The organism is Mucilaginibacter inviolabilis (assembly GCF_011089895.1).
GTDB lineage: Bacteria > Bacteroidota > Bacteroidia > Sphingobacteriales > Sphingobacteriaceae > Mucilaginibacter > Mucilaginibacter inviolabilis.
Genome location: NZ_JAANAT010000001.1, coordinates 748,712 through 769,635, shown reverse-complemented (window position 1 = coordinate 769,635; position 20,924 = coordinate 748,712). Strand labels below are relative to the sequence as shown.

The window sequence follows — 20,924 nt, the reverse complement described above, 5'->3', positions numbered from 1 at the left end:
GTGTATGTATTATTTTTTTGTTACAGCGGCGTCAGCTACTTTACCTGTAGCTTTTTGAGGTTGGATTACCATACCCTCTTGTAATTTATCAACACCGCTTAACACGATCTGGTCGCCTACTTTTACGCCGTCTTTAACCAGATAATTGTCGCCGTTTTTACCAACAATAGTAATAGCTGCTTTTTTCACTTTGCTGCTATCACCTACGGTAAATACAAATACTTTATCCTGCATATCAACAGTAGCTGATTCAGGTATAATTAAAGCATCTTTATGTTCCAGGCTTAAGCGAACTTTACCAGTGTTACCTGAACGTATTAAACCTTGTGGGTTAGCAAAACTTGCACGTACGGTAATGGCACCGGTGTTTTTATCAAACTGACCATCGATCATATCTATTTTACCTTGTTTGGCATATTCAGTGCCGTCTGCCAATAGTAATGATACTGATGGTAATTGTTTTAATTTCTCACTTAAGGTTTGACCAGGATATTGTTCTTTAAAGTTGATAAAATCCTTTTCGCCTAATGAGAAATAAGCACGTACGTCGTGTACATCTGATAGTTGAGTAAGTGCATCAACATCTGCTGGTGTAACTAAACTTCCTTGTTTTTTAAGTAAACGACCGATATAACCACTTACCGGAGCTTTGATTAAAGTATAACCCAAATTGATCTGAGCAGTTGCAATGTTTGCCTTTGCCTGTTCAATATTTGCTTTAGAAACCTGATTGGTTGCTTTAGCTGTTTTTAACTGATAGTCAGAAACTACTTTGTTTTCAACTAATGGAGTTAACTTATCAATTTCCAGTTGTGAATTGAGTTGAGTTGCTTCGGCAGCATGTAAAGCAGCAATTGCGTTATTTAATGCTGCACGATAAGGCTGCTCGTTAATTTTAAAGATTGGTTGACCAGCGCTTACAAAAGCACCTTCGTCAACAAAAACTTTATCTAAAGTTCCGCTTACCTGCGGACGTATCTCTACATTAACAATACCTTCTATTGATGCAGGATATTCCTGGTAAGTAGTTTGTGTGCCTGCCGTAACAGCGGCTACGGGTAAAGATGGTGGCGGCGGAGCCTGTTGTGTTTGAGGCTTTGAAGAGCAACCATATAATGAAAGTGCTAAAAGCGCTAAAATGAAACTTTTCATAAATAATTAATTTTTGATGATGATAAATGATAGAGATTGAAATGACCTTGCGGTCTGCATATATGTTGATTGAGTTATGTTCATGTGTATATGATCTTGTTGTTGCAGCTAACACTCCTGATAAGCTGTGCTTGTTTTAACAGTTTTAAGCTTCTTAATGCTGTTAATGAGTAACAGGTAAAAATTGATGTCCATGATTGTATGTATTTATATGTTTGATAGATAGATGTTTAAACTTTATATGTTTAACAGTGTTAAATTATTTAACATTGTTTTAATGCAGGCAAAATTTTAAGCCCTTTCTATTGATTTAATGATTGTTCCAATAGCATCTTTTAATACTTGTTGGTTCATCTCATCAGAATAACCTCTGCGCAGGATGTTGATTGATATCAATCCGTGTACTACAGACCAAAAGGTATAATACTTTAAACATACCATATCCTTGGTTGGGTGTTCGATGTGCATGAGTTCAATAATAGCCTGACTGAATTCGTTATACGGCCCTTCTGATTCTTCGAGTGTTGCCACCATATCACAGCAGCAATTCATTTCTACCCCAAACATCAGTTGGTAAAGCTCTTTGTTTTCCATTGCAAAGTCCCAATAAGCCAACCACATGGCTTCCAGTTGCTTTGCAGGCAATTCATATTTGGCTCTCACCTCTTGTAAGTCACGGGTAAGTATCAGATACCCCTTTCGGGTAAGTTCTAACAGGATAGCTTCTTTGTTGGCAAAGTATTCATATATAATGGGCGCAGTATATTCAATCACATCGGCAATTTTACGCATGCTCAAAGCCTGCCATCCCTCCTCTTTCACAATCTGGAGAGAAGCATCCAGAATATTGATTCTGGTTTCTTCTTTTAAGCGTTGTATCCGTTCTTTGCTTGCCACTTTTTTACTTAATTAAATTATTTAACAGTGTTAAATGATTTTACAAAAACAACCGGGTTTTATTTCAATTCCCGGTTTTTCTTAACGGCTGTTAATTCATTTAACAGCGTTAGGCAAAAGTATAAAGGATCTAATTTTTATTTACCATCCTTTTGTCAAATTCATTTCATTGAATTGTCACGTAAAACGCTTTATACGTTTGGTTTGCTCAACAGGTAAATTAATTGTCCTAAATGATAACCTTGGTGAATAGTACGGTTGATCAGAATATTCAGTTTGTTGCGATGTGGCTCCCGCTCAAAATCATCTGCCGATATGGCGCTGTGTTTTGCAAACCAACCTTCTACCGGTAATGCTTCCATCTTTTGTTTAAGTTGAGCATTCACATCATTCCAGTAAGCTTTAAGGTCCACTATCGATGGTCTTTGCAGCTCAGCAGCCTCGGGGTTTCTCAAAAACAGTTCATCCAGTTCAGGATGTAGCCTGTCGCCCAATTCCAGATAGGTGAACATACCGTCACTTACGCCGGTAAGGTGTCCCAACAGATATACACCGCTGTTACGACCGGGAGCGGTTTGGGCAGCCAATTGATCATCGGTTAGTTTATCTAATAAAGTATTGAGGCGGGTATTTTGCAGCTCCCAGTTAGATATAGCCACTTTAACTGCTGTATTCAGCAGCGACAGTGTATTGGTTTCGGTTATTGTATTGCTCATGTTGTGGTGGTTTTTGATAATTAAAAGTCCGGCGTTTTTGCCAGACTCTTAATTTTGATACAATTATAATTCAAATCCATATTTTTTAGCCCACCTATCTTTGATCTCCGCACGAGATTTTACAAACTCATGATCTGTACCCTGTGCAACAGCATCCAGCGGAAAGCGCAAAGGTCGTGTACCTTTTTCTTTGTTGATCAATTCCAGTACACCATCAGCTATGGTTTGCGGATCCATTTTAAACTCAGCCATTTTACCAAATAGTGCTTGCCCCATCGCGTTGAATGCATTAGTAGCTGCATTTCCGTAAGCTGCTATAATATATTCCCTATCAGCATTAACCCCAGGTTTAACACCGGTATTCATTTCGGTTGGATAAACACCGCTTTGAATGGATACGTTTTCGATACCATAATCTTTCAACTCATGCTGAAAACCTTCGGTAAGGGCCTCCATGGCAAATTTAGAAGCCATATAAGGCACCATGAAGGGCAAAGTAAAACCACTGGCACCCGTTGAAAGATTAATGATCAATCCATCTTTACGGGCCCGCATAGATGGCAACACCGCATTATACGTACGCAGCACACCATAAAAATTCACTTCGAACAGTCGCCTTACCTGGTCAAGCGTATAGGCTTCGGTTACGCCAAAACCGGCTAAACCTGCATTGTTTACCAATACATCAATATGGCCATATTTGGCTAAACTTTTTTCAAATGCTTCCTGAACAGAGGCATCACTCGTTACGTCAAGCTCAACAACATCAACACCGGGCAAGGCGGCCAGTTCCTGAGCTGCGGCCAGGTTCTTATCATTTACCCCACGCATCGCAGCTATTACCGTATGGCCTTCTTTTGATAATGTCTGGGTTATTAACTTTCCGAACCCGGTGCTGGTTCCGGTTACTAAAACTATCTTTTTCATTATTGCTATGTTTTATATTTACATAGCAAAGGTGAATTAAGCTCAAAAGCTGTTAAATGATATAAAGCAGAAAATAGTCTTGATATTTATCAAGTGTTTAAGTTGTAACAACGGCTTCGGTTTGTGATTTAAGCTTTGATACCATAATAATGATCAAAGCGCCAAAACCCGCCACAATACCAAAAGCCCAGCGTAATCCTGCTGCCTGAGCTATAAAACCTACCGCAGGTGGTATAATCAAAAAGCCAAGATAACCTACCGTTGATATAGCGGCCAATGCCTGACCTGTATTCATGCTTTGTGATTTACCAGCCATACTAAATACCAACGGTACCACACATGATACCCCCATCCCTACCATCGCATAACCTATATATACCGTATAATTATATGGCAAAACGACAGAAAACAGTAAACCCGTTAATATTAAAATACCGCTAAAACTGAGCACTTTTTTTATACCTGCAGATGCTACCAGCTTATCGCCGGTAAACCGGCCAATGGTCATGGATACCATATATACTACAAATGCGGCCGTTGCAGCCGGTTTTGAGGCATGGAGCACTTTTTGAAAATAGATGCCGCTCCAGTCGTACATGGTATTTTCACAAGCCATAGATGCAAAGCAGATTAGTGAAAACTTGATCAGATGTTTGTCGGGCAAGGTAAAAACAGACCGATTTATTTTATTAACAGGTTTTTCATAATAAGCATAGGGGTAAAAGATCAAGGTAATGATGATCATGCTAATCCCGACAAATAATAAGTGATAAGATGGAGCAACATTAAAGGATACCATCAAATATCCGACAGCAGCGCCCGCAAAACCAGCCATACTCCAGATACCATGGAATGTAACCATGATAGATCTGTCATAAAAACTTTGTACACTCACCGCCTGAGCATTTACCGACAGATTAAATATATTACGAGCCGAACCAAAGAAAAAGAGTAATACCACCAGTTGCCATATATAAGCCGTAAAACCAGGCAGGCACAGTAAAACATTAAAAGCAATAGCACCAACCAGCATAATACTCCGACTACTAAAATGCTTCAGCATTTTTGCAGTTATTGGTATGGTAAGCATCAAGCCTATGGGTAAAGCGAACAATACAGCCCCTAACTGTCCTTCATTAAGGTGCAATTGTTGCTGTATGGATGGTATGCGTGAAGCCCATGATGAATATCCAAACCCCGAAATAAAAAAGAATACCCCGCAGGCCATTCGTAATTTCAATTTCCCGGGAGTTGTAAGCTGATCCATACCTGTGTTAAAGTGGCAAAAGTAGGGATAATTTATAAGTGAGGTACCATTACTTCAAAGTCATTTGTTTGCGGATGCGACTTAAAGTTTCGGGAGAAATGCCCAGGTAAGAGGCAACCATGTTTTGAGGAAAGCGCTGCAGAAATTCGGGGTAAGTATTCATCAATTCGCTAAACCTGTCTTCAGCAGTTTGACTGATGGATGAGCGGATGCGTTTTTGGTGGGACACGTAACTCCGCTGATTCATCTTTTCGATCATGGCGTCAATGGCCGGAACCTTCGCCTTTAATTCATCCAGGTGCTCGCTGCTGATCTGTAAAAGCTCAGTGTCTTCAACAGCATCAATATCATAACTGCAGGGCGTTTTTGTAGTAAAACTTTCGTAATCGGCCATCCACCAGCGTTCAATCCCAAATCTTACAATATGCTCAACGCCTTTGTTATCTACAGAATATTGTCGCATGGCCCCTTTACAAATGAACGAAAGGTATTTGCATATATCGCCTTCCTGTAACAGGTATTGCCTTTTTCGCAGTTTTTTTGGTTTAAAAACTGCCTGTATCATTTCAAATTCCTGATCTGAAACCTTCATTGACGAGTAATCAATAATATATTGTAAAAGCGTTTGATACATAACAAGCAAATATCTATATAAAGGCAATGCACCTTTGTTATAAAATTAATATATTACTTTACTTAAACAGAATTATCCTTCAATTGCAATTTTGACCTATTTGCTTGTGTCAGCAGGTAAATAGCATTATTTTTGGTAACACAACAAGCACATCCTATTGAAAAAAATGAAAACCAGCAGCATGACCTCTGAACCTACTTATAAAGCTGCCCGGGTTGTAGCACCTTCGGTTGAAAGACATTTTAAATATTTTCATTCATTGGTTAATACCGAGGCTGATGCCAATGTTGCCGCCCCTACTCCTGATATTAGTACCATTGAAAATATAATTGATATAGCCTTTTGGGCAAGTTTGCGCCGGGAAGAGGGCTATTCGCCAAAATTTACGCTGGCTTTTCTGCCTCCCGAAAGTGCTGGACAGCCTTTGCTATTTGGCCATAAAATACCGCTTGCACCAAATATCCTTACCAAGTTTGCCTCTGCGGTTCAGCAGCCAGGTATACATTTAGGCGTATGGGTAGAAGATGGTGAACTTTATGTTTGGGGCACCACATTGGCTATACCTGCTTATTGCTTTGTTTTGGAAGTGATAGAACCGGGCCTGTTGGTGATCAAGCACCGCAGGGTTGACGGTTTTGGCAAATTTCTGAACATAGTTATATTAAAAGGTGATGATATCAAAGTAGTAGACGAACAAGGTTCAACCCTTTCCGACTGCCCCACCATCCTCACCTCCATGCTCGACTTTACGCTACCATCCTCCTGGAACGACCCTGTGAATGTGCTGGTACAATTGGCAGCTTCCATGCAGGCACACCGTCGTGGTGGAATCTTGCTGGTAGTTCCTTCCGGTAACGACGATTGGATGGAATCAATCATTACGCCAATATCCTACCCGGTAGCCCCTGCATTTTCTGGCCTTACCGATCTGATGATACATGAGGGCATCGAAAAATATCATACCTCCTGGCAGGAAAAACTGCGCCGGGCTGTAGATACCATTGGTGGGTTAACTTCTATTGACGGAGCCACCGTAATCAACGACAAACATGAATTACTGGCCTTTGGCGCTAAAATAGGTCGATCATCCAAAAGTGTTCGTGTTGAGGAAATTATTGTGACAGAGCCCGTAGTTGGTTGCTCTACCCAGATCATTCACCCGGCACAAAATGGAGGAACACGACATTTATCAGCTGCCCAATTTGTATTCGATCAAAAAGATGCCATTGCTCTAGTAGCTTCGCAGGATGGCCGGTTTACAGTGTTTGCATGGTCGCCCGTGGTGAATATGGTTCATGCACACCAGATAGATATTCTTTTACTCTGAGCTTTTAGGAGAAATGCTTACAAAACTTTAAAATCACTTTATTACCCAAAAAGTGGGTTTACATGGGTTTACACTTTTCATGGTTTATATCGATATAAATATTTTATAATCAATTAATTAAATGAATTTTATACAAAAAATGTGTAAACCCACTTTTGTATAAATATTACGGAATAAGCGCCAACTCATAGCTGATATAACTCAAATACTATCTGCTTTTATTCTCTTAGTATTTTATAAAATGATGGAAGAAAGACTTACGAAGTTTTAAAAACTTCGTAAGTCTGAGAACGTCTATTTAAAATCTAAACCCTATCGATATATAAGGCAACGCTCCCTCTTTTGAGAAACCAACTACCCCTTCAATCAAAACTAATTGAGCCGGTATCAGGTAGATACCGCCTCCATAGCCATCGTGCCACTGGTTGGAGGATTCGCCTGGTTGCCAAACGCGTCCTACATCGTTAAAGCCAATGATGCCCAAGGAGCCAGGTAACAGGTATGAGCTAAAGTCGAGCACTTTTAACCGGAGCTCCAGATTATTGTAGGCAATGGTTTTACCAGTAAACCTGTTGGTATGGAAACCACGGAAGTTTTGCGCGCCGCCCAGCTTCATCAACTGAAAATATGCCGCGTCACCCACTGTTGTACCCAAGCCTGTACGGTTAGCTATCACCAGCACGGAATCCCTATCAGGGTTTAAATAAAAACTAAACTCAGACAGGATCTGTCCATACGTATTGCGGCTACCTGAGCCACCACCAGAAAACCCACTTATGGTTGTATTCCACAAGACACCCTGCGTGGGTATAATCAATTTGTTACGGGTATCCAGTTTCGCATTTGCTATTACTCCTCCATAAACCTTGGTGCCGAATACTTTTTCATTTGGATAGGCCTGGTTATAGTCATTCAAAAAACGCTCATCGTTGTTTGATGCCTGACTATTATAAAACTGCCCGGCTATACCCGCGCTTATGCGCCAGTTACCATAGGTGTGATGTAAGGAAACATCACCGGTAACATAATCATACCGGTTACGGTAATAGGATATTTGATGATCTCCTTTATTTTCAAAAACCGTATTGTTGCCTATTCCAAAAAAGTTACTGAGGTTATTTGGCCCCCGCGATAATATATTAATGCCAAAATCATTATTACCAATCAGCTTTTTCCACTCTGCCACATAAGTAAATAATAACGATTTCCGTTCGAGTGAATAATTGGTTAAAAACTCTTCCCTGAAAGAATAAGGCTCTTTCCGGAAACCATGTTTTTCATATGAAAAGCCTCCGATAAGCAATATCCCAATATCATTACTATAATTAGCTAAAATAATAGGCTCAAATCGGTCAAATTTATAGCTGGTTTTATCGTAGCTATTTACCGTAGAATCAGTAGATGTTTTATTTTTCGCCTGGGATGGCAGCGGTAATTTATTCTGTTGGTCTGAACGATCATAGATGTATAGATTGCGTTTATTATGTAAACTATCGTTCACCGCAAAACTGTCCATTCCATCTCCGCCAACCATACGTACTTTTATGGGTGAAGGCCGGCTACCGGTAACCGAAAAAACGTCATCACCGGCAAAACCATACAGCCTAACCTCTTGGGTTACCGTGGGTGTAAATGTACGGTGATAGGTTACTTTATCAACACTCCCATTTTTTTTGATCTTGTTAACCGTTACGGTTAAATCGCCATTCGATTCATTATGGATAGTGAATTGATCTGTTTTATCACTCGCCGGAATTTCTACTTCGCGCGATATAAAACGATAATACTCCAGGGCCTGCTTGGCAAGCCCATTCCTACGGGCTATCATCTTACTGGCTATCTCCTTACCCGAGAGTTGATAAATGGTATCGGGCATCAGTTTCATAGCCTTGTTGATCAATTCGTCAGTTAATTTTGATTGTACAAAGCTGATCTGCTCCTTCCAGTCATCTTCACTCAATTGGTTTAAAAAGTAGCGGTCAAAATACCTGGCATTAAAATTCCAACCGTTAATATCCCTGATTTCGTTACTATAACCCTGGAATTTTGATTTTAACCATTGATGGGCCACTATCCAGGGTAATACGCCCGATGTTTTGTAATATACCTGGTCGCGGTCGCGCGGTACGGGCTCATAAACAGTTTCGTGTTTGCCATCTATCTTTTCCCAGCGCCATTGATCCTCATGTCTGTCCCAATCGCCCAGGAGCATATCCAGCAGGCGTGCCCTTAAAACCGTCTTTTCATCAACCCGGTTGTCGTTATCCTCCTGCAATTTTCGCTGCACTTTTGGGGTATTATCGGTTTTGTCGGCATCAAGGGGTTCCCGCTCTTCAAATAAAAAAACCTGGTTGGCAAAGTCCTTCCGGTAATCACCCAATGCGGGGTCGTCGGGCACATAAACTATTTTTGGGTTAGAATGCGGAACATCTAACGCCTGGGCTAATGGCTGTACCGTAAGGGCCGAAAAGGGATGCGCCGCCGATACCTGATCCTGCAATATATCTTTAGCGACAGTAGGCCTGAGATCAGCCGGCAATCCTTTTTCAGGATATTTTTGAATGGTACGCAATACCCATTGCTGCCCCGTAGGATCCTGCAAACGCAGTGACTTGGTTTGCTGCCCTCCGCCCTTTTGCAAAATTTTCAGGCCGCCTTTTTCCGTAGAAATATGAAATATGGGTAATTTAACCGGTGCAGCCCAAAGCTTCCGGTAATTTTCACCCAGAAAAAACCGGTGGGTTTTACTTACATCATTATAGGTGGGTTCAATAGCCAGTTTTATACTATCGCCTGTTACCTGCGCTTTTAAGCTTTGCGGACGTAACAGGGCAAGTCCCGTTAAAAACAGGAATAATAATTTAAACACGTTTTTAGCAGAACGCATGATATGGTTTTGTTTAGCAATAGTTGAACCATTGCATATTACAAAATAGTTTTATTTTTCTAAAGCTATTTCGCAATTAACCCCTACCCTAAGCGCTTTTAAACCGGTAACACCCTGTAATTCTTCCAACTCAAGTTGTTCCAGGTCATCCAGCAGTATATTCTCTTCCTGCAGGTATTTAATGTACTCCAGGTATTCGGTTGCTTCTGTCTGGTTAAAATAAACCATGGCAATTTTGCCGGGCTGGGTTAGTCGTTCTATAGTTCCGGCTATTAAAACCTTATCGATGCGTTTTTTGACCACCTCGTACCTGATATTATAGGCGCCTTCCACATCAAAGCGTCTTTCATCATTTCTGAAACTGATGTCGATAGGATTTGAGTGTATAAATATCAGCTGTGTAGTTTGTAATGGCCTGGAAAGCTGTTCGGTTAGTCCATGAGTGAGGCGGGCAATTTCGGCCATTGATTTAAGCTGCCACAAACGTATATTTTTTAGATACAATACATCAAACATCTTTTCGGGAGCAATGGATTGCCCTATATAAATATCGTATTCGACGCCATCCGTCCGGAACTTTTCAAAGTAGCACGGGTATGACCCCTGTACTTCTTCCTGCGCTTGTTCCAGATAATGATTGATGGAAGTATTGATGAGTTGCATGGAAGCTTCCAGGTTTCGTCTGTTAGTATAAGACAAGCCATTTTCCTGACCCAGAGAATCAAAATAGCGGTCGATCACTTCTTTTTCATTAGGATAATTTTTCCGAAAATGATCAAGAAAGGGGTTTACTTCATCATTCAGAAAACTATCAAGCATCAACTCATCATTGGTGGTAATAAACCCGTTCACTTTCTCCAGCCACTCTTCACATTTATAGATCAGCCTGTCGGTCAATGTCAGATGAATATGTTTTTTTAATATCGTCAGCGTCTCCATAATCATGGTGAGCAGGGATTTCAGATCTTCCTGCAAAGCGCTATTACGCTCGATAGTGGAGTTACGAATATCAACCGCACCAAATAAAGGATACACATCCTCAAAAACTATGGTCTCTATTTCCTGATTTCTTTTTTTCCGGTTACTTTTCCGCAAATAGTTCCAGGCTACCTCATTAAATTTCCATTGAACAGAAGGTTGCAGCGAGGTGAATTTATCTTTGATAATGCTTTCTATGCGGAAGGTAAACTGATCTATACTATTTTGCAGCAACTGAGCCACTAATGGAATAGCTGCCTGCAATTTAGACAACAGCTTTTCATATAACACAATTTCCTGGTAGGAATATACTTCCATAATACCCGCTACCGCTTTATTGTAATAAACCGGGAAGATACCATACGACTTAATACCTGCCTGCCTTAAAACATTAAGAAAAGGATGTTTGGATACCTTCTCGTCCGTCAGTGATCTAAAAAATACGGGTTTCGGGTTTAGCTTATAATCATCGGTAATGGCATAAAATGTTTCTTCGGCCAGACTAAATTCCTTGGCCGATGAGATAAGCACACTTTGTGAGCATTCATTGGTATCAAATATAAGTTTGTTATTAACCGTTAAAAATGGCAATAAACCAAACTCAATAGCAGGGTTTTCAGAAAGCGTCTTTAAGGAGTCGATGATCAAATCGTACTGATCAATTTCGTTATTAGAATGATTAACCAATTCATTACGGATGCTCTCTATAGCATGAGGTAGCGTTATATCGGTGAGGGTTATCACGCTAAAACCCTCAAACTTAAAATTGGTAAGCGGCAATATATCTTCTAAAACCTCTATTCCTTCGTAATTATTGATATAAGGTTCAATGGTGTCGAAATTGATTTTAGGCAGATCACCAAGCAATTTTATATTTACAAATTGAGTGTTGGTCTGGATGTTATAATATCTTGAAAGCCCGGTTTCAGGATCAGAATAAGCAAATACCAGTTCATTTTTTGATACCGTTGAAAAGCCGTATAAACGCTCCAGTATCAGGTTGTATATAAATCGTTTCTGTCGTTGACTAAACAGCTCACCCTGGCTCATATTTACAGAGTGTAAGCCTGAATGGTGACTGGAGTGAAAATCAAAAAAAGCATCTGTACTAAAGAATATTTTTTCGGGGACGGGTGTACTCAGGGCCCAAAAAAACTCTTTTTCATTTAAAATGGGAGGAGTAAGTATACTATAAATCAACTCAAGCATTTCCCGGTACTTTTCGGCATCTTCGGGGTGCATATCCAGATCTATACAGGTGTCAGTCTCAAATTTATTTAATACATACTTATAAAACTCACTTTTTAGTGTTTTTTCGGTTTGTATACGTTCCTTCAAATGCTCCACAAACGGATTAAATGACAAGCAGGTATCTACCTGGCATAAAAAACAGTCATCCTTATTTATATTTAAAACTTCAGTGTGCATTATTGTTATAAAATTACCCTGTTAAAAATTTAAAAACTGTTGAAAGATACGGGTACTATCTTCCTTTAGTTTGGCACATTCATCTTTTTGTTGGGCCCTGTTTGTCTCAACACTCAAAAATGCATTTGCCATGTCAAAGTTATAACTAACAATAGCTTTTGTAAGTAACAGATTTGTAATTAAACAACCTGTATTATCCTTACTATCAAAACCATAGTATTAATCTAATCATATTTTTTGGGTTTCTGGTACTGCTTAAACAGCTTTTGATTAAACCAATGCCCTGCTAAGCTTGTACCAATGCCTACGGCTGCGCCGGCCAGCACATCTGTAGGATAATGTTTACCCAAATACATCCTTGAATAAGCTACTGACGATGCCCAGGCATAGGCGGGAACCGTTACATACCATTTTTTATACTGCATAGATAATGTTGTTGCCGTTGCGAAGGCCAAACTAGTATGCCCCGAAGGGAAAGAATAATTATGGGTGGGACTATTAACAAATATCTCATCTGGGTACCGGTCAGCCGGACGGGTACGGTTAACTCCTACTTTTATAAGTTGGGTAATCAATACACTTGCACCCAAATTGATAAAGGTTTCGCTGGCATTACGTTTTATAGTGGCGTTATTGCTTGCAAAGCCATAAATTAAGGTACCAAATGATGCAGCACCGGCAACATAATATGCCGAATTACTGGTATTGCGCCAATAAAGAGAAGTTGGATATCTTGGATTAATACTTTTTAAAATATCAACATCAAGATTTTGTGCTAAACTATGCCCAGGATTTATAAAGACAAACAGCCATATAAAAAACAGGAAAAGCCTTTTGTCTTTTATCATTAATTACTTTGTATAGTTAAATTTCAATACGTTACCTGCGGTAACCAGATCGCCTTCGTTAGATATATAAAGATTGTTATGGTCATCAAATGCAATACCCTCGGGCTGGTTAAATAATTGGGGCTTCAGCGGATAAACGTTTTTAACATTCCAGGAAGCATCGGTAACCACCAGCACTTTATTAACCGACGAAAGCACATACCATTCGTTGGTATTTAAATTTTTAGCCAGGGCCGATGGGCGAAACGCGCCTTTCTTTTTACCAGTTAGCTGCTGCTCAATGGTTTTTACATTTATACTAAAACCACCAGCCGGTTTTGTAGTTCCATCACTTTGCAGTTGTAAAATATAACCACTACTTACCTTACGCTTATCGTCATCGCAATTTTTACAAAGTATATACAGGCGATTTGTTTTTTCATCAGCATACATTCCTTCGTACTCGCCCGTTGGCACCATATCCTTTATTTTTTTCACCCCCTGAATTTCTTTATTCCTTACCTGGTTAAACGGGAAAGTAAACAGTGTGCCGTCGCTTCTTAAGATGATCATGTAATTATTACAAATGGCGATATCTTCATAATCGCCAGATTTGGCAAAACGACTTTCACTTACCTTTTTATCACCTAATTTCAAATAATATACATTGCCATTCTCATCCTCCTCGGCATATAACGAATCACTTTTACCATGCCTGAAAGCAATGCCCGAGATCTCGGTTAAATTAATGTGCATGTTATATTTTACCGGTTTGCTCAGATCATAGCCTTTGGGATTGGCTATCACTTCTGGTTTATTGGCGCAGGATATGCCTAAAAATACCGCGACGCTGCCAATTGCCATCATGATCAAAGCAACAATCTTTCTCTTCACGTTGTTATTTTTAAGCTTCTCCATCCGTTTTATGCTTTAAAAACCCGTAAATATCCCGCTGTGATTGTATCAGGGGTTCATGTTTTTCGATGCTTATATTTTGCAGCTCTTCGTTAAGCATTACCGCCTGTACATTATCATTTAACTGCAAATCGATGATCTGCATGATCTCAGCCCTGATACCCGGGTCATAAACCGGGAAACATACTTCTATACGCCGGTAAATATTACGGTTCATCCAATCGGCCGAACCCAGGAAAACCTCTGGTTCATTATTGTTATGAAAAATAAATATCCTTCCGTGTTCCAGGTATCTGTCAACAATACGGCGTACGGTAATGTTCTCACTCATCCCTTTAACGCCAGGTATAATACAGCAAATACTCCGTACAATGAGCGATATTTTCACACCGGCCTGTGATGCCTCATATAATTTGGAGATCAGTATGCGCTCTTCCAGATTATTCAGTTTGATGGTGATAGCTCCTTTTAAACCTTTTTTTACGTTGCCTATCTCCCGGTCAATCAGCTCGATAAAGCGTTGCTGTAAGTTAAACTGGGCAACCAGCAAATGCTTAAAATCGATAGGATACCCTTCGGACGTTTTGGCCTTTTTACCCAGGAACATAAACAGCAGTTCCATTTCACGTAGCAGAGCCGGATTGGCTGTCATCAAAATATGATCGGTATAAAAAGCTGCGGTGCTTTCATTAAAGTTACCAGTGGCCAGCAGCCCGGCATATTTTATGCGACCGTTGACCAATCTTTTGATCAAAGCGATTTTGGCGTGTACCTTTAATGCCTTATCGCTATAAATGATCTCGACACCGGCGGCCTTCATTTTTTTGGCCCATTTGATATTATTGGCTTCGTCGAAGCGGGCCTTGAGCTCCACCATTACCTTCACCTTTTTGCCATTGCAAGCCGCGCTGATAAGCGCGTTCACGATGCGGGAATCACTGGCTACACGGTACAGGGTTACTGATATTTCCTGCACGTCCTTATCAATGGCTGCCTCATTAAAAAAACGCAGTATACTGTTGTACGATTGATAAGGTGCATGAAAGATATGGTCATGATCTGCAATATGATCAAATAAAGACTCTTTACCTATCAAACCCGTATTAACGATTGGAGGCCATCGGGTATAACGCAAAGCAGGTAAATTTACGGGCAGTCCCATCAGATCCTTCAAATTATGGTATACGCCTCCCTCTACTACGCTAGAACCCTGCAAGCCCAGCTTTTCGGTTATGGAATGTAACGTACGCAACGGGATGCCAGGCTGGTGTAAAAACCGGGTGGCCATACCCATATCTCTTTTGAGCAACTGTTTTTCGATCTGCTCAGAGAGGTCGCCATGATACTCATCTTTCAGATCAAGTTCGGCATCACGGGTTATTTTAAAGCTATAGCAACCGCTTACAGCCTCATTGGTAAATAGTCTATCAAGATTATACCTGATAATATCATCCAGAAATATGATATACTGCTGATCATCTGCCGATAAGCTATAAAAACGGGGCAGCTGATTAGAAGGTATATTAAGCAATATTGTCTTTTCCTTTTTGTCCTCTATCTCCTGCGTAATTAGGAAATATAAACGATTATTTTCGGGAAAGAATTTTTTACCGGTTTCGGAAAGATCAACAGGTTGCAGGAAGGCCATCACCTGGCTAAAAAAGTAGTCGGTTACTTTATCCTGAATCACTTCTGGAAGTGGCTCATTGAACAACAGGTTTACCTTATTTTGTTTGAGCAAAGGTATCAACCTGCCAGTAAATACCTCACCAAACTTTTGCTGCTGCCTCTCAATCAGTTGCTGGGCCTCCAGTAAAACGTCTTCTTTTTCGTGTGCGGCACCTTTAGCCAGTTTATTAACAGCCAATATAACAGGCATCCTTACCCGGTAAAACTCATCCAGGTTTGAAGAAAATATTGAAAGAAAATTCACTCTTTCCATCAGAGGCAGATCTTCCTTTTCAGCCTCCAATAAGATGCGCCCGTTAAATAGCAACCAACTCAGATCCCTGTCAAAAAATGAATAATGATCCATAAAAGCAGATGTTTTGTTTTGCAGATTATATCAATGATGAGATCAGGAACGCGACTACCGAAATAATGAGACCGAACATGAATACATTATAGGAAACCCGCAACAGCCGGTATTTTTTGCCCAGCACAACACCCTGTGAATAATTATCGCGGATAAGACTACCGTATAAAAAATCTTTATCATCCATCATTTTTACCATGCCATCGCTGTAATCATTTAGCGACATCCGGTAAAAATTACCAAAGAAAAGTAGGTTGACCGTCTTTTTCTCGATATCCTCGGGCGAAAAAACACCCTGGGGTATTGATGGCCGCGTAGATAAGATAGAGAATATCATGGTAGTTAAGCTTACCGAAAGCAGCATAAACGTAGGGATCAACAGGTTGGAGTGTTCATCCAGCTTACGCAATACCAAACTAATAATGGCCGACAAGATGATGGAGTTAACCGTGATCATAATATGAGCCTTATTATCAGCCATATCACTCAAACGTTGGTGGTTTGCCGAGCTTATACGAAACATGGTTTCGATACCTCTTTCGGGTTTATCGCTTTTATGTTTTTTATCGTGATGATCTTGCTCTTCTTTAGCAACTGCTGCTTCAACATGGTCAATTTCAGTTGCTTTTTCACCTTCAGATTTTTCCTTTTTTTCGGCTTTTTCTTCCACGTCGGTTTGTTTTTCCATTAATCTGTCCAGGTTTTTTTGCTTCTGGTTATTCAATAACAAGCGGCAATAATCAGTAAAATAATGATGCGATTGTAATAGCTCAATATTGCCTGCCCGCCAGGTATCCTTATTAATTTCTATGTGCCTGCAGGCTTCCAGCTCTTTGCGCATCATTTTGCTTTTTTCCCTGAAATCATCGGTTCCCAGGTGAAACAGATCGGCATCACACAAAATTTCTTCAAGTAAATTGGTTGGTTTCTGCGGCATTTCGGTAGCCATAATACAGGCATTTACCTTATCAATCACCGCGTTATCTACTTTTTGCTTTTTCAGAAAATGGGTTGCATTCTCGCTGCTTTTTACCTCATGGTTACTCTTATCAACAAAGTAACCGGTGTCATGAAACCACGCTGCTGATAGTACTATAAAGAAATCCTCGTCAGACAGTTGATAATGATTGGCAATCTGGGTAGCAGCAGCAACTACGTCTTTTGTATGTTTAAGATTATGGTATGCAAGTTCGGGATCATGATGCTCATCAAAATATGATATGACCTCATGTTTTACCTCTTCTAACAACTGTTGAAATTTCATGATAGCTTTTTATGGTTAAAGTAATCAAATTTATTTTAAAATTTAATATTTCCGGCAGGCTATTAAATGTTCCTCAGATATTATTTGATGTACCGGTTTGAAAACTTTTTAAACCTTAAATTTTAACATTTTTCGATCCGAAAACGAGGAAAAAACTGCTGAAAATCGTTCGAAAAACCTTCATTTTAACACTTTTTAACAAATTCCAGCACGGTTTTGATGTGTTTTGAAAAGTTTAAAAAGTATTAAACATTTGAAAATAAAATAATTACAAACCAAACAATCTATTTTTGTACCGTTTTATCTCTTAACAAAACGGCCTTGCTTTCTGGTAAAAGAAAACAAGGCCGTTGTACTCACAAATATACTAAAATAAATAGCCATATAAAACACCTGATCACGGTGGAAAATAAAAAAGCCATCCCACAAAATGAGATGGCTTCTTTTTATAGCTTGAAAATGGATTATTGCCCGCTGCCTAAGATAGGGGCAAACTTTTTCATATAATCATTCAATTGGGCCGATACCTTTTTATTGATATCGGTTTGTTTATTTTCCTTGGTAAAATCGGCTATGCCGTTTAGCAATTGTAAGCTGATCTGCACGTCGCGCATATTTACACTGCTTGAATTATCACCCAGCAGATGATAGTTGTAATCCAACTGATCGGTAACGTAATCATCAATGCTATTGGTAAGCCTTTTGCCTAAAACTACGTCATTAAGCTGAAATGCCAGTTGAGCCAGGAATAATTTACGACCGGCTACATCAATATACGGTGTAATATCGGGCATTTCCTGATCATATTTATGCAGGGCTTTCAAAGCCAGATCGTTATGACCTTCCTGCATCAGGTTTTGTATCAGATCGATAAACGTAGAAGCCATTACCGGGTAAAACATCGATGTTGACTCATGATCCAGATAACGGGCATTTTTAAAGTTGCCGAATTTAAATTTGTTCATGATGTTGTTATACATCACCATGGTATTGGTTTTGCCTAACTGATCGCGTTTGGTGGTGTCTTTTTGAAAAGGGATCAGGTGGTAGGTAAAGCCCTCTTTATATAAATAAGGCTGTAAACCAATCAGGTTGTCGTTACCAATGGTAGTGGTAAAGCAAATGGGTCTTTTCCAATGGTTATGGGCCAAAATATCCAGCATCGCCAGGTTATCTTTAGTAACGTAGTTTGATGTGAATTTCCAGTCCATCACTTTAGCCAGCTTATCTTTTTGATCGGCTGTAACTACACCATTTTTAATGACCTCATCAGGATCAATAGTGATTTTAAAGTTTTTGGTTGGTAAATAGTTACCCCAGTCGCCGCTTTGATATTGCACCTGCGCAGCCCGGTTATCTGAGGATATAAAATCAAATACCTCTTTTACTTCTACCGGACCGGCTATTTTCTGGTCGTTATAATAAATAACATCCCTCACTCCTTCCTTATATTTATCATAAGGCATGGTGATAGGCAATGGTTCTGATTGATTCATTTTTCCCTGCATCTGACGGATGTACCAATCGCCGGTAAACAAGCTCAGGTTAACTATACGCACATCCGGACGGATACCTTCTACCTCCTGATCATACCATAACGAATAGGTATCATTATCGCCATAAGTAAATAATATGGCATTTGGAGGGCACGATATCAGGTAGTTATAAGCCATATCATGCGCAGTCCATTTGGTGGAACGGTCATGATTTTTCCATTCTTTGCTGGCCAGCAATACCGGCGCTAACAATAAACAGATAACAGTTGATCCTATAGCAGCTGTATTGGCATTGATGTATTTACGGGCAAATTCGGCAATGGCAATAACGCCCAGCCCTATCCAAATGGCAAAGGCATAAAAGGAACCCACGTATGAATAATCACGCTCACGCGGCTGTATGGATGGCTGATTAACATACAGCACAATAGCAAGCCCCGTAAAGAAGAATAAAAGCAATACAATAAGCGCATCCTTCTTTTTACGGTTAAGGTGATAAAAAGCACCTATTAAACCAATAAGGAGCGGAAGGGCATATAGCGGTGTATAGGTTGTTCCTTTGGTTACCGATTTGGGTAAGTTTTTATCAAAAAGACCCGTAGTCCAGTTACCGTCGACACCCACCATACTGGTTTGGCCGTCGGCATCATTAGTACGACCTACAAAGTTCCAAAGAAAATAACGCCAGTACATCTGGTACATTTGCCAGGTGGCCATAAATTTCAGGTTATCACCAAAGCCCGGCGCCTGGCCATCAGGAATACGCAACCACTCTTTATAGAACTGAACATCATTGGGTTCGGTACTGTACATACGCGGGAATGGCGTAGTATGGCTGTATTCGGTCTCGATCTTTTTACCGGCATTTTCATATTGCGTTTTTCCTTTACGATAAATGATGCTGCCTTCTTTCTGATCGGTAACGGTAGCATCATAATATGGGCCGCTCAATAAAGGGGTTTCGCCGTATTGGATACGATTTAAGTAACCGTAAAGTGTAAAGGCATTGTCTGGGTGCGAGTTATTCAGATCGGGGTTTGCAGTAGCCCTGATAGGTATATAGGCAAAAGCAGCATAGCCAAAGTAAATAAAGGCCACACATAATAAAGCCAGGTTAAGCGTTGGCTTTTTAGCGCGGATACTATATATAATACCGCCTACAAGCGCCACAACAATAAGTAATATAAAGAAAAATGCGCCGGTGCCAAAACCTAAGCCCAGTGAGTTTACAAAGAAAAGGTCAAAATAGGCTGCAAACTTTATAGTATATCCCCTAATACCGTATTGTACCAGCCCCAGGATAACTACACCTGCTAAAAATGCCAGGATGCCATTTTTAACGGTAATATTTTTACTCCTGCGGAAGAAGTACACCATGGCTATAGCCGGAATGGTTAATAAGTTAAGCAAGTGGATACCAATAGATAAGCCTATAACATAAGCTATAAAAACCAGCCATTTATCGGCTCCTTTTTCATCGGCATGGGCATCCCACTTTAATATGGCCCAAAATACAATAGCGGTACACAGTGATGACAGGGCAAATACGATGGTTTCGACCGCCGAAAACCAAAAGGTATCGGTATAGGTAAAAGCCAACGCACCAACCAGGCCTGCTCCCATAATCAGAATCAGGTTTGATTGCTCAACTACATCATCGCGTTTATTCAAAAGCATTTTTTTGGCCAGGGCGGTTATCGTCCAAAACAGGAACATGATCGTAGCTCCACTAGCTACCGCCGAACCTAAATTGGTAAAATAAGGCACCTTGGTATTGTCGCCGAATGATAACAACGAAAATAATTTACCCAACATGGCAAAAACAGGGTAACCAGGCTGATGGGCTACCTGTAAACGGTAGGCGCATGAAATAAATTCGCCGCAATCCCAAAAACTTACGGAGGGCTCCAATGTTAAAATGTAGGTCACAGAAGCTATAACAAAGCAAAGCCAGCCTAAAAGATTATTGATTTTTTTGTATTGCATTTAATATATAGTATGGGTTTTTAGCGCGCGCAAATATCATGATTTTTATAGCTTATTTAAAAAAAACAATTCCGCGCTACCAAATTTAACATAAATTAACTTTTACAATCAATAGCGTAAAGGTTTTGAGCGCAAAGAGTAAGAATTCTTTCTTTGCCCCTCTTGTATCTGATCTTTGTAACGCTACC

14 protein-coding genes are annotated in these 20,924 nt (G+C 40.0%); 1 reads left to right on the top strand and 13 read right to left on the bottom strand.

Going from position 1 to position 20,924, the window contains the following annotated elements; genetic code table 11:
• Nucleotides 1–9: 9 nt before the first annotated feature.
• The 6 genes from G7092_RS03150 to G7092_RS03125 form a co-directional block, all read right to left on the bottom strand.
• Nucleotides 10–1,152, bottom strand: coding sequence for an efflux RND transporter periplasmic adaptor subunit (locus G7092_RS03150; RefSeq protein ID WP_166086099.1), 1,143 nt, complete (start codon nucleotides 1,150–1,152; stop codon nucleotides 10–12).
• Nucleotides 1,153–1,443: 291 nt separating this feature from the next.
• Nucleotides 1,444–2,049, bottom strand: coding sequence for a TetR/AcrR family transcriptional regulator (locus tag G7092_RS03145; RefSeq protein WP_166086097.1), 606 nt, complete (start codon nucleotides 2,047–2,049; stop codon nucleotides 1,444–1,446).
• Nucleotides 2,050–2,240: 191 nt separating this feature from the next.
• Nucleotides 2,241–2,765: a DinB family protein gene (locus tag G7092_RS03140; RefSeq protein WP_166086095.1), complete on the bottom strand. Its 525-nt coding sequence runs from the start codon at nucleotides 2,763–2,765 to the stop codon at nucleotides 2,241–2,243.
• A gap of 63 nt (nucleotides 2,766–2,828) precedes the next feature.
• Nucleotides 2,829–3,692: an SDR family oxidoreductase gene (locus G7092_RS03135; protein ID WP_166086093.1), complete on the bottom strand. Its 864-nt coding sequence runs from the start codon at nucleotides 3,690–3,692 to the stop codon at nucleotides 2,829–2,831.
• Between the two features lie 97 nt (nucleotides 3,693–3,789).
• Nucleotides 3,790–4,959: an MFS transporter gene (locus G7092_RS03130; RefSeq protein ID WP_166086091.1), complete on the bottom strand. Its 1,170-nt coding sequence runs from the start codon at nucleotides 4,957–4,959 to the stop codon at nucleotides 3,790–3,792.
• Nucleotides 4,960–5,008: 49 nt separating this feature from the next.
• On the bottom strand, nucleotides 5,009–5,551 hold the full coding sequence (locus G7092_RS03125; protein ID WP_235953767.1) for a Crp/Fnr family transcriptional regulator: 543 nt from the start codon (nucleotides 5,549–5,551) through the stop codon (nucleotides 5,009–5,011).
• 208 nt (nucleotides 5,552–5,759) lie between these two features.
• Here G7092_RS03125 and G7092_RS03120 point away from each other — a divergent pair, with 208 nt between their 5' ends.
• Nucleotides 5,760–6,920: a putative sensor domain DACNV-containing protein gene (locus G7092_RS03120; protein WP_235953766.1), complete on the top strand. Its 1,161-nt coding sequence runs from the start codon at nucleotides 5,760–5,762 to the stop codon at nucleotides 6,918–6,920.
• A gap of 298 nt (nucleotides 6,921–7,218) precedes the next feature.
• On the opposite strand, the gene G7092_RS03115 is transcribed toward G7092_RS03120, so the two are convergent.
• The 7 genes from G7092_RS03115 to G7092_RS03085 form a co-directional block, all read right to left on the bottom strand.
• Nucleotides 7,219–9,807 (bottom strand): BamA/TamA family outer membrane protein, encoded by a 2,589-nt coding sequence (locus G7092_RS03115; protein WP_166086087.1) that lies wholly within the window; start codon nucleotides 9,805–9,807, stop codon nucleotides 7,219–7,221.
• A gap of 51 nt (nucleotides 9,808–9,858) precedes the next feature.
• Complete coding sequence (locus G7092_RS03110) at nucleotides 9,859–12,213, bottom strand: GAF domain-containing protein (protein ID WP_166086085.1); 2,355 nt, start codon at nucleotides 12,211–12,213, stop codon at nucleotides 9,859–9,861.
• A 224-nt stretch (nucleotides 12,214–12,437) separates the two neighbouring features.
• On the bottom strand, nucleotides 12,438–13,061 hold the full coding sequence (locus tag G7092_RS03105; protein WP_166086083.1) for a phosphatase PAP2 family protein: 624 nt from the start codon (nucleotides 13,059–13,061) through the stop codon (nucleotides 12,438–12,440).
• 3 nt (nucleotides 13,062–13,064) lie between these two features.
• Nucleotides 13,065–13,934, bottom strand: a complete 870-nt coding sequence (locus tag G7092_RS03100) for an SdiA-regulated domain-containing protein (RefSeq protein ID WP_317169982.1) — start codon at nucleotides 13,932–13,934, stop codon at nucleotides 13,065–13,067.
• Between the two features lie 10 nt (nucleotides 13,935–13,944).
• Entirely contained in the window at nucleotides 13,945–15,990 is a 2,046-nt protein-coding gene (gene ppk1, locus G7092_RS03095) for a polyphosphate kinase 1 (protein WP_166086081.1), read from the bottom strand.
• 25 nt (nucleotides 15,991–16,015) lie between these two features.
• A complete protein-coding gene (locus tag G7092_RS03090; RefSeq protein WP_166086079.1) occupies nucleotides 16,016–17,254 on the bottom strand; it encodes a Pycsar system effector family protein in 1,239 nt (412 codons plus the stop codon).
• 464 nt (nucleotides 17,255–17,718) lie between these two features.
• Nucleotides 17,719–20,736, bottom strand: coding sequence for a glycosyltransferase family 117 protein (locus G7092_RS03085; protein WP_166086077.1), 3,018 nt, complete (start codon nucleotides 20,734–20,736; stop codon nucleotides 17,719–17,721).
• Nucleotides 20,737–20,924 lie beyond the last annotated feature (188 nt).

Bases quoted from the DNA above. Each gene is read 5' to 3' on its own strand.
- G7092_RS03150 (WP_166086099.1), bottom strand. From the start codon at position 1,152: ATGAAAAGTTTCATTTTAGCGCTTTTAGCACTTTCATTATATGGTTGC.
- G7092_RS03140 (WP_166086095.1), bottom strand. From the start codon at position 2,765: ATGAGCAATACAATAACCGAAACCAATACACTGTCGCTGCTGAATACA.
- G7092_RS03135 (WP_166086093.1), bottom strand. From the start codon at position 3,692: ATGAAAAAGATAGTTTTAGTAACCGGAACCAGCACCGGGTTCGGAAAG.
- G7092_RS03130 (WP_166086091.1), bottom strand. From the start codon at position 4,959: ATGGATCAGCTTACAACTCCCGGGAAATTGAAATTACGAATGGCCTGC.
- G7092_RS03125 (WP_235953767.1), bottom strand. From the start codon at position 5,551: ATGAAGGTTTCAGATCAGGAATTTGAAATGATACAGGCAGTTTTTAAA.
- G7092_RS03120 (WP_235953766.1), top strand. From the start codon at position 5,760: ATGAAAACCAGCAGCATGACCTCTGAACCTACTTATAAAGCTGCCCGG.
- G7092_RS03115 (WP_166086087.1), bottom strand. From the start codon at position 9,807: ATGCGTTCTGCTAAAAACGTGTTTAAATTATTATTCCTGTTTTTAACG.
- G7092_RS03110 (WP_166086085.1), bottom strand. From the start codon at position 12,213: ATGCACACTGAAGTTTTAAATATAAATAAGGATGACTGTTTTTTATGC.
- G7092_RS03105 (WP_166086083.1), bottom strand. From the start codon at position 13,061: ATGATAAAAGACAAAAGGCTTTTCCTGTTTTTTATATGGCTGTTTGTC.
- ppk1 (WP_166086081.1), bottom strand. From the start codon at position 15,990: ATGGATCATTATTCATTTTTTGACAGGGATCTGAGTTGGTTGCTATTT.
- G7092_RS03090 (WP_166086079.1), bottom strand. From the start codon at position 17,254: ATGAAATTTCAACAGTTGTTAGAAGAGGTAAAACATGAGGTCATATCA.
- G7092_RS03085 (WP_166086077.1), bottom strand. From the start codon at position 20,736: ATGCAATACAAAAAAATCAATAATCTTTTAGGCTGGCTTTGCTTTGTT.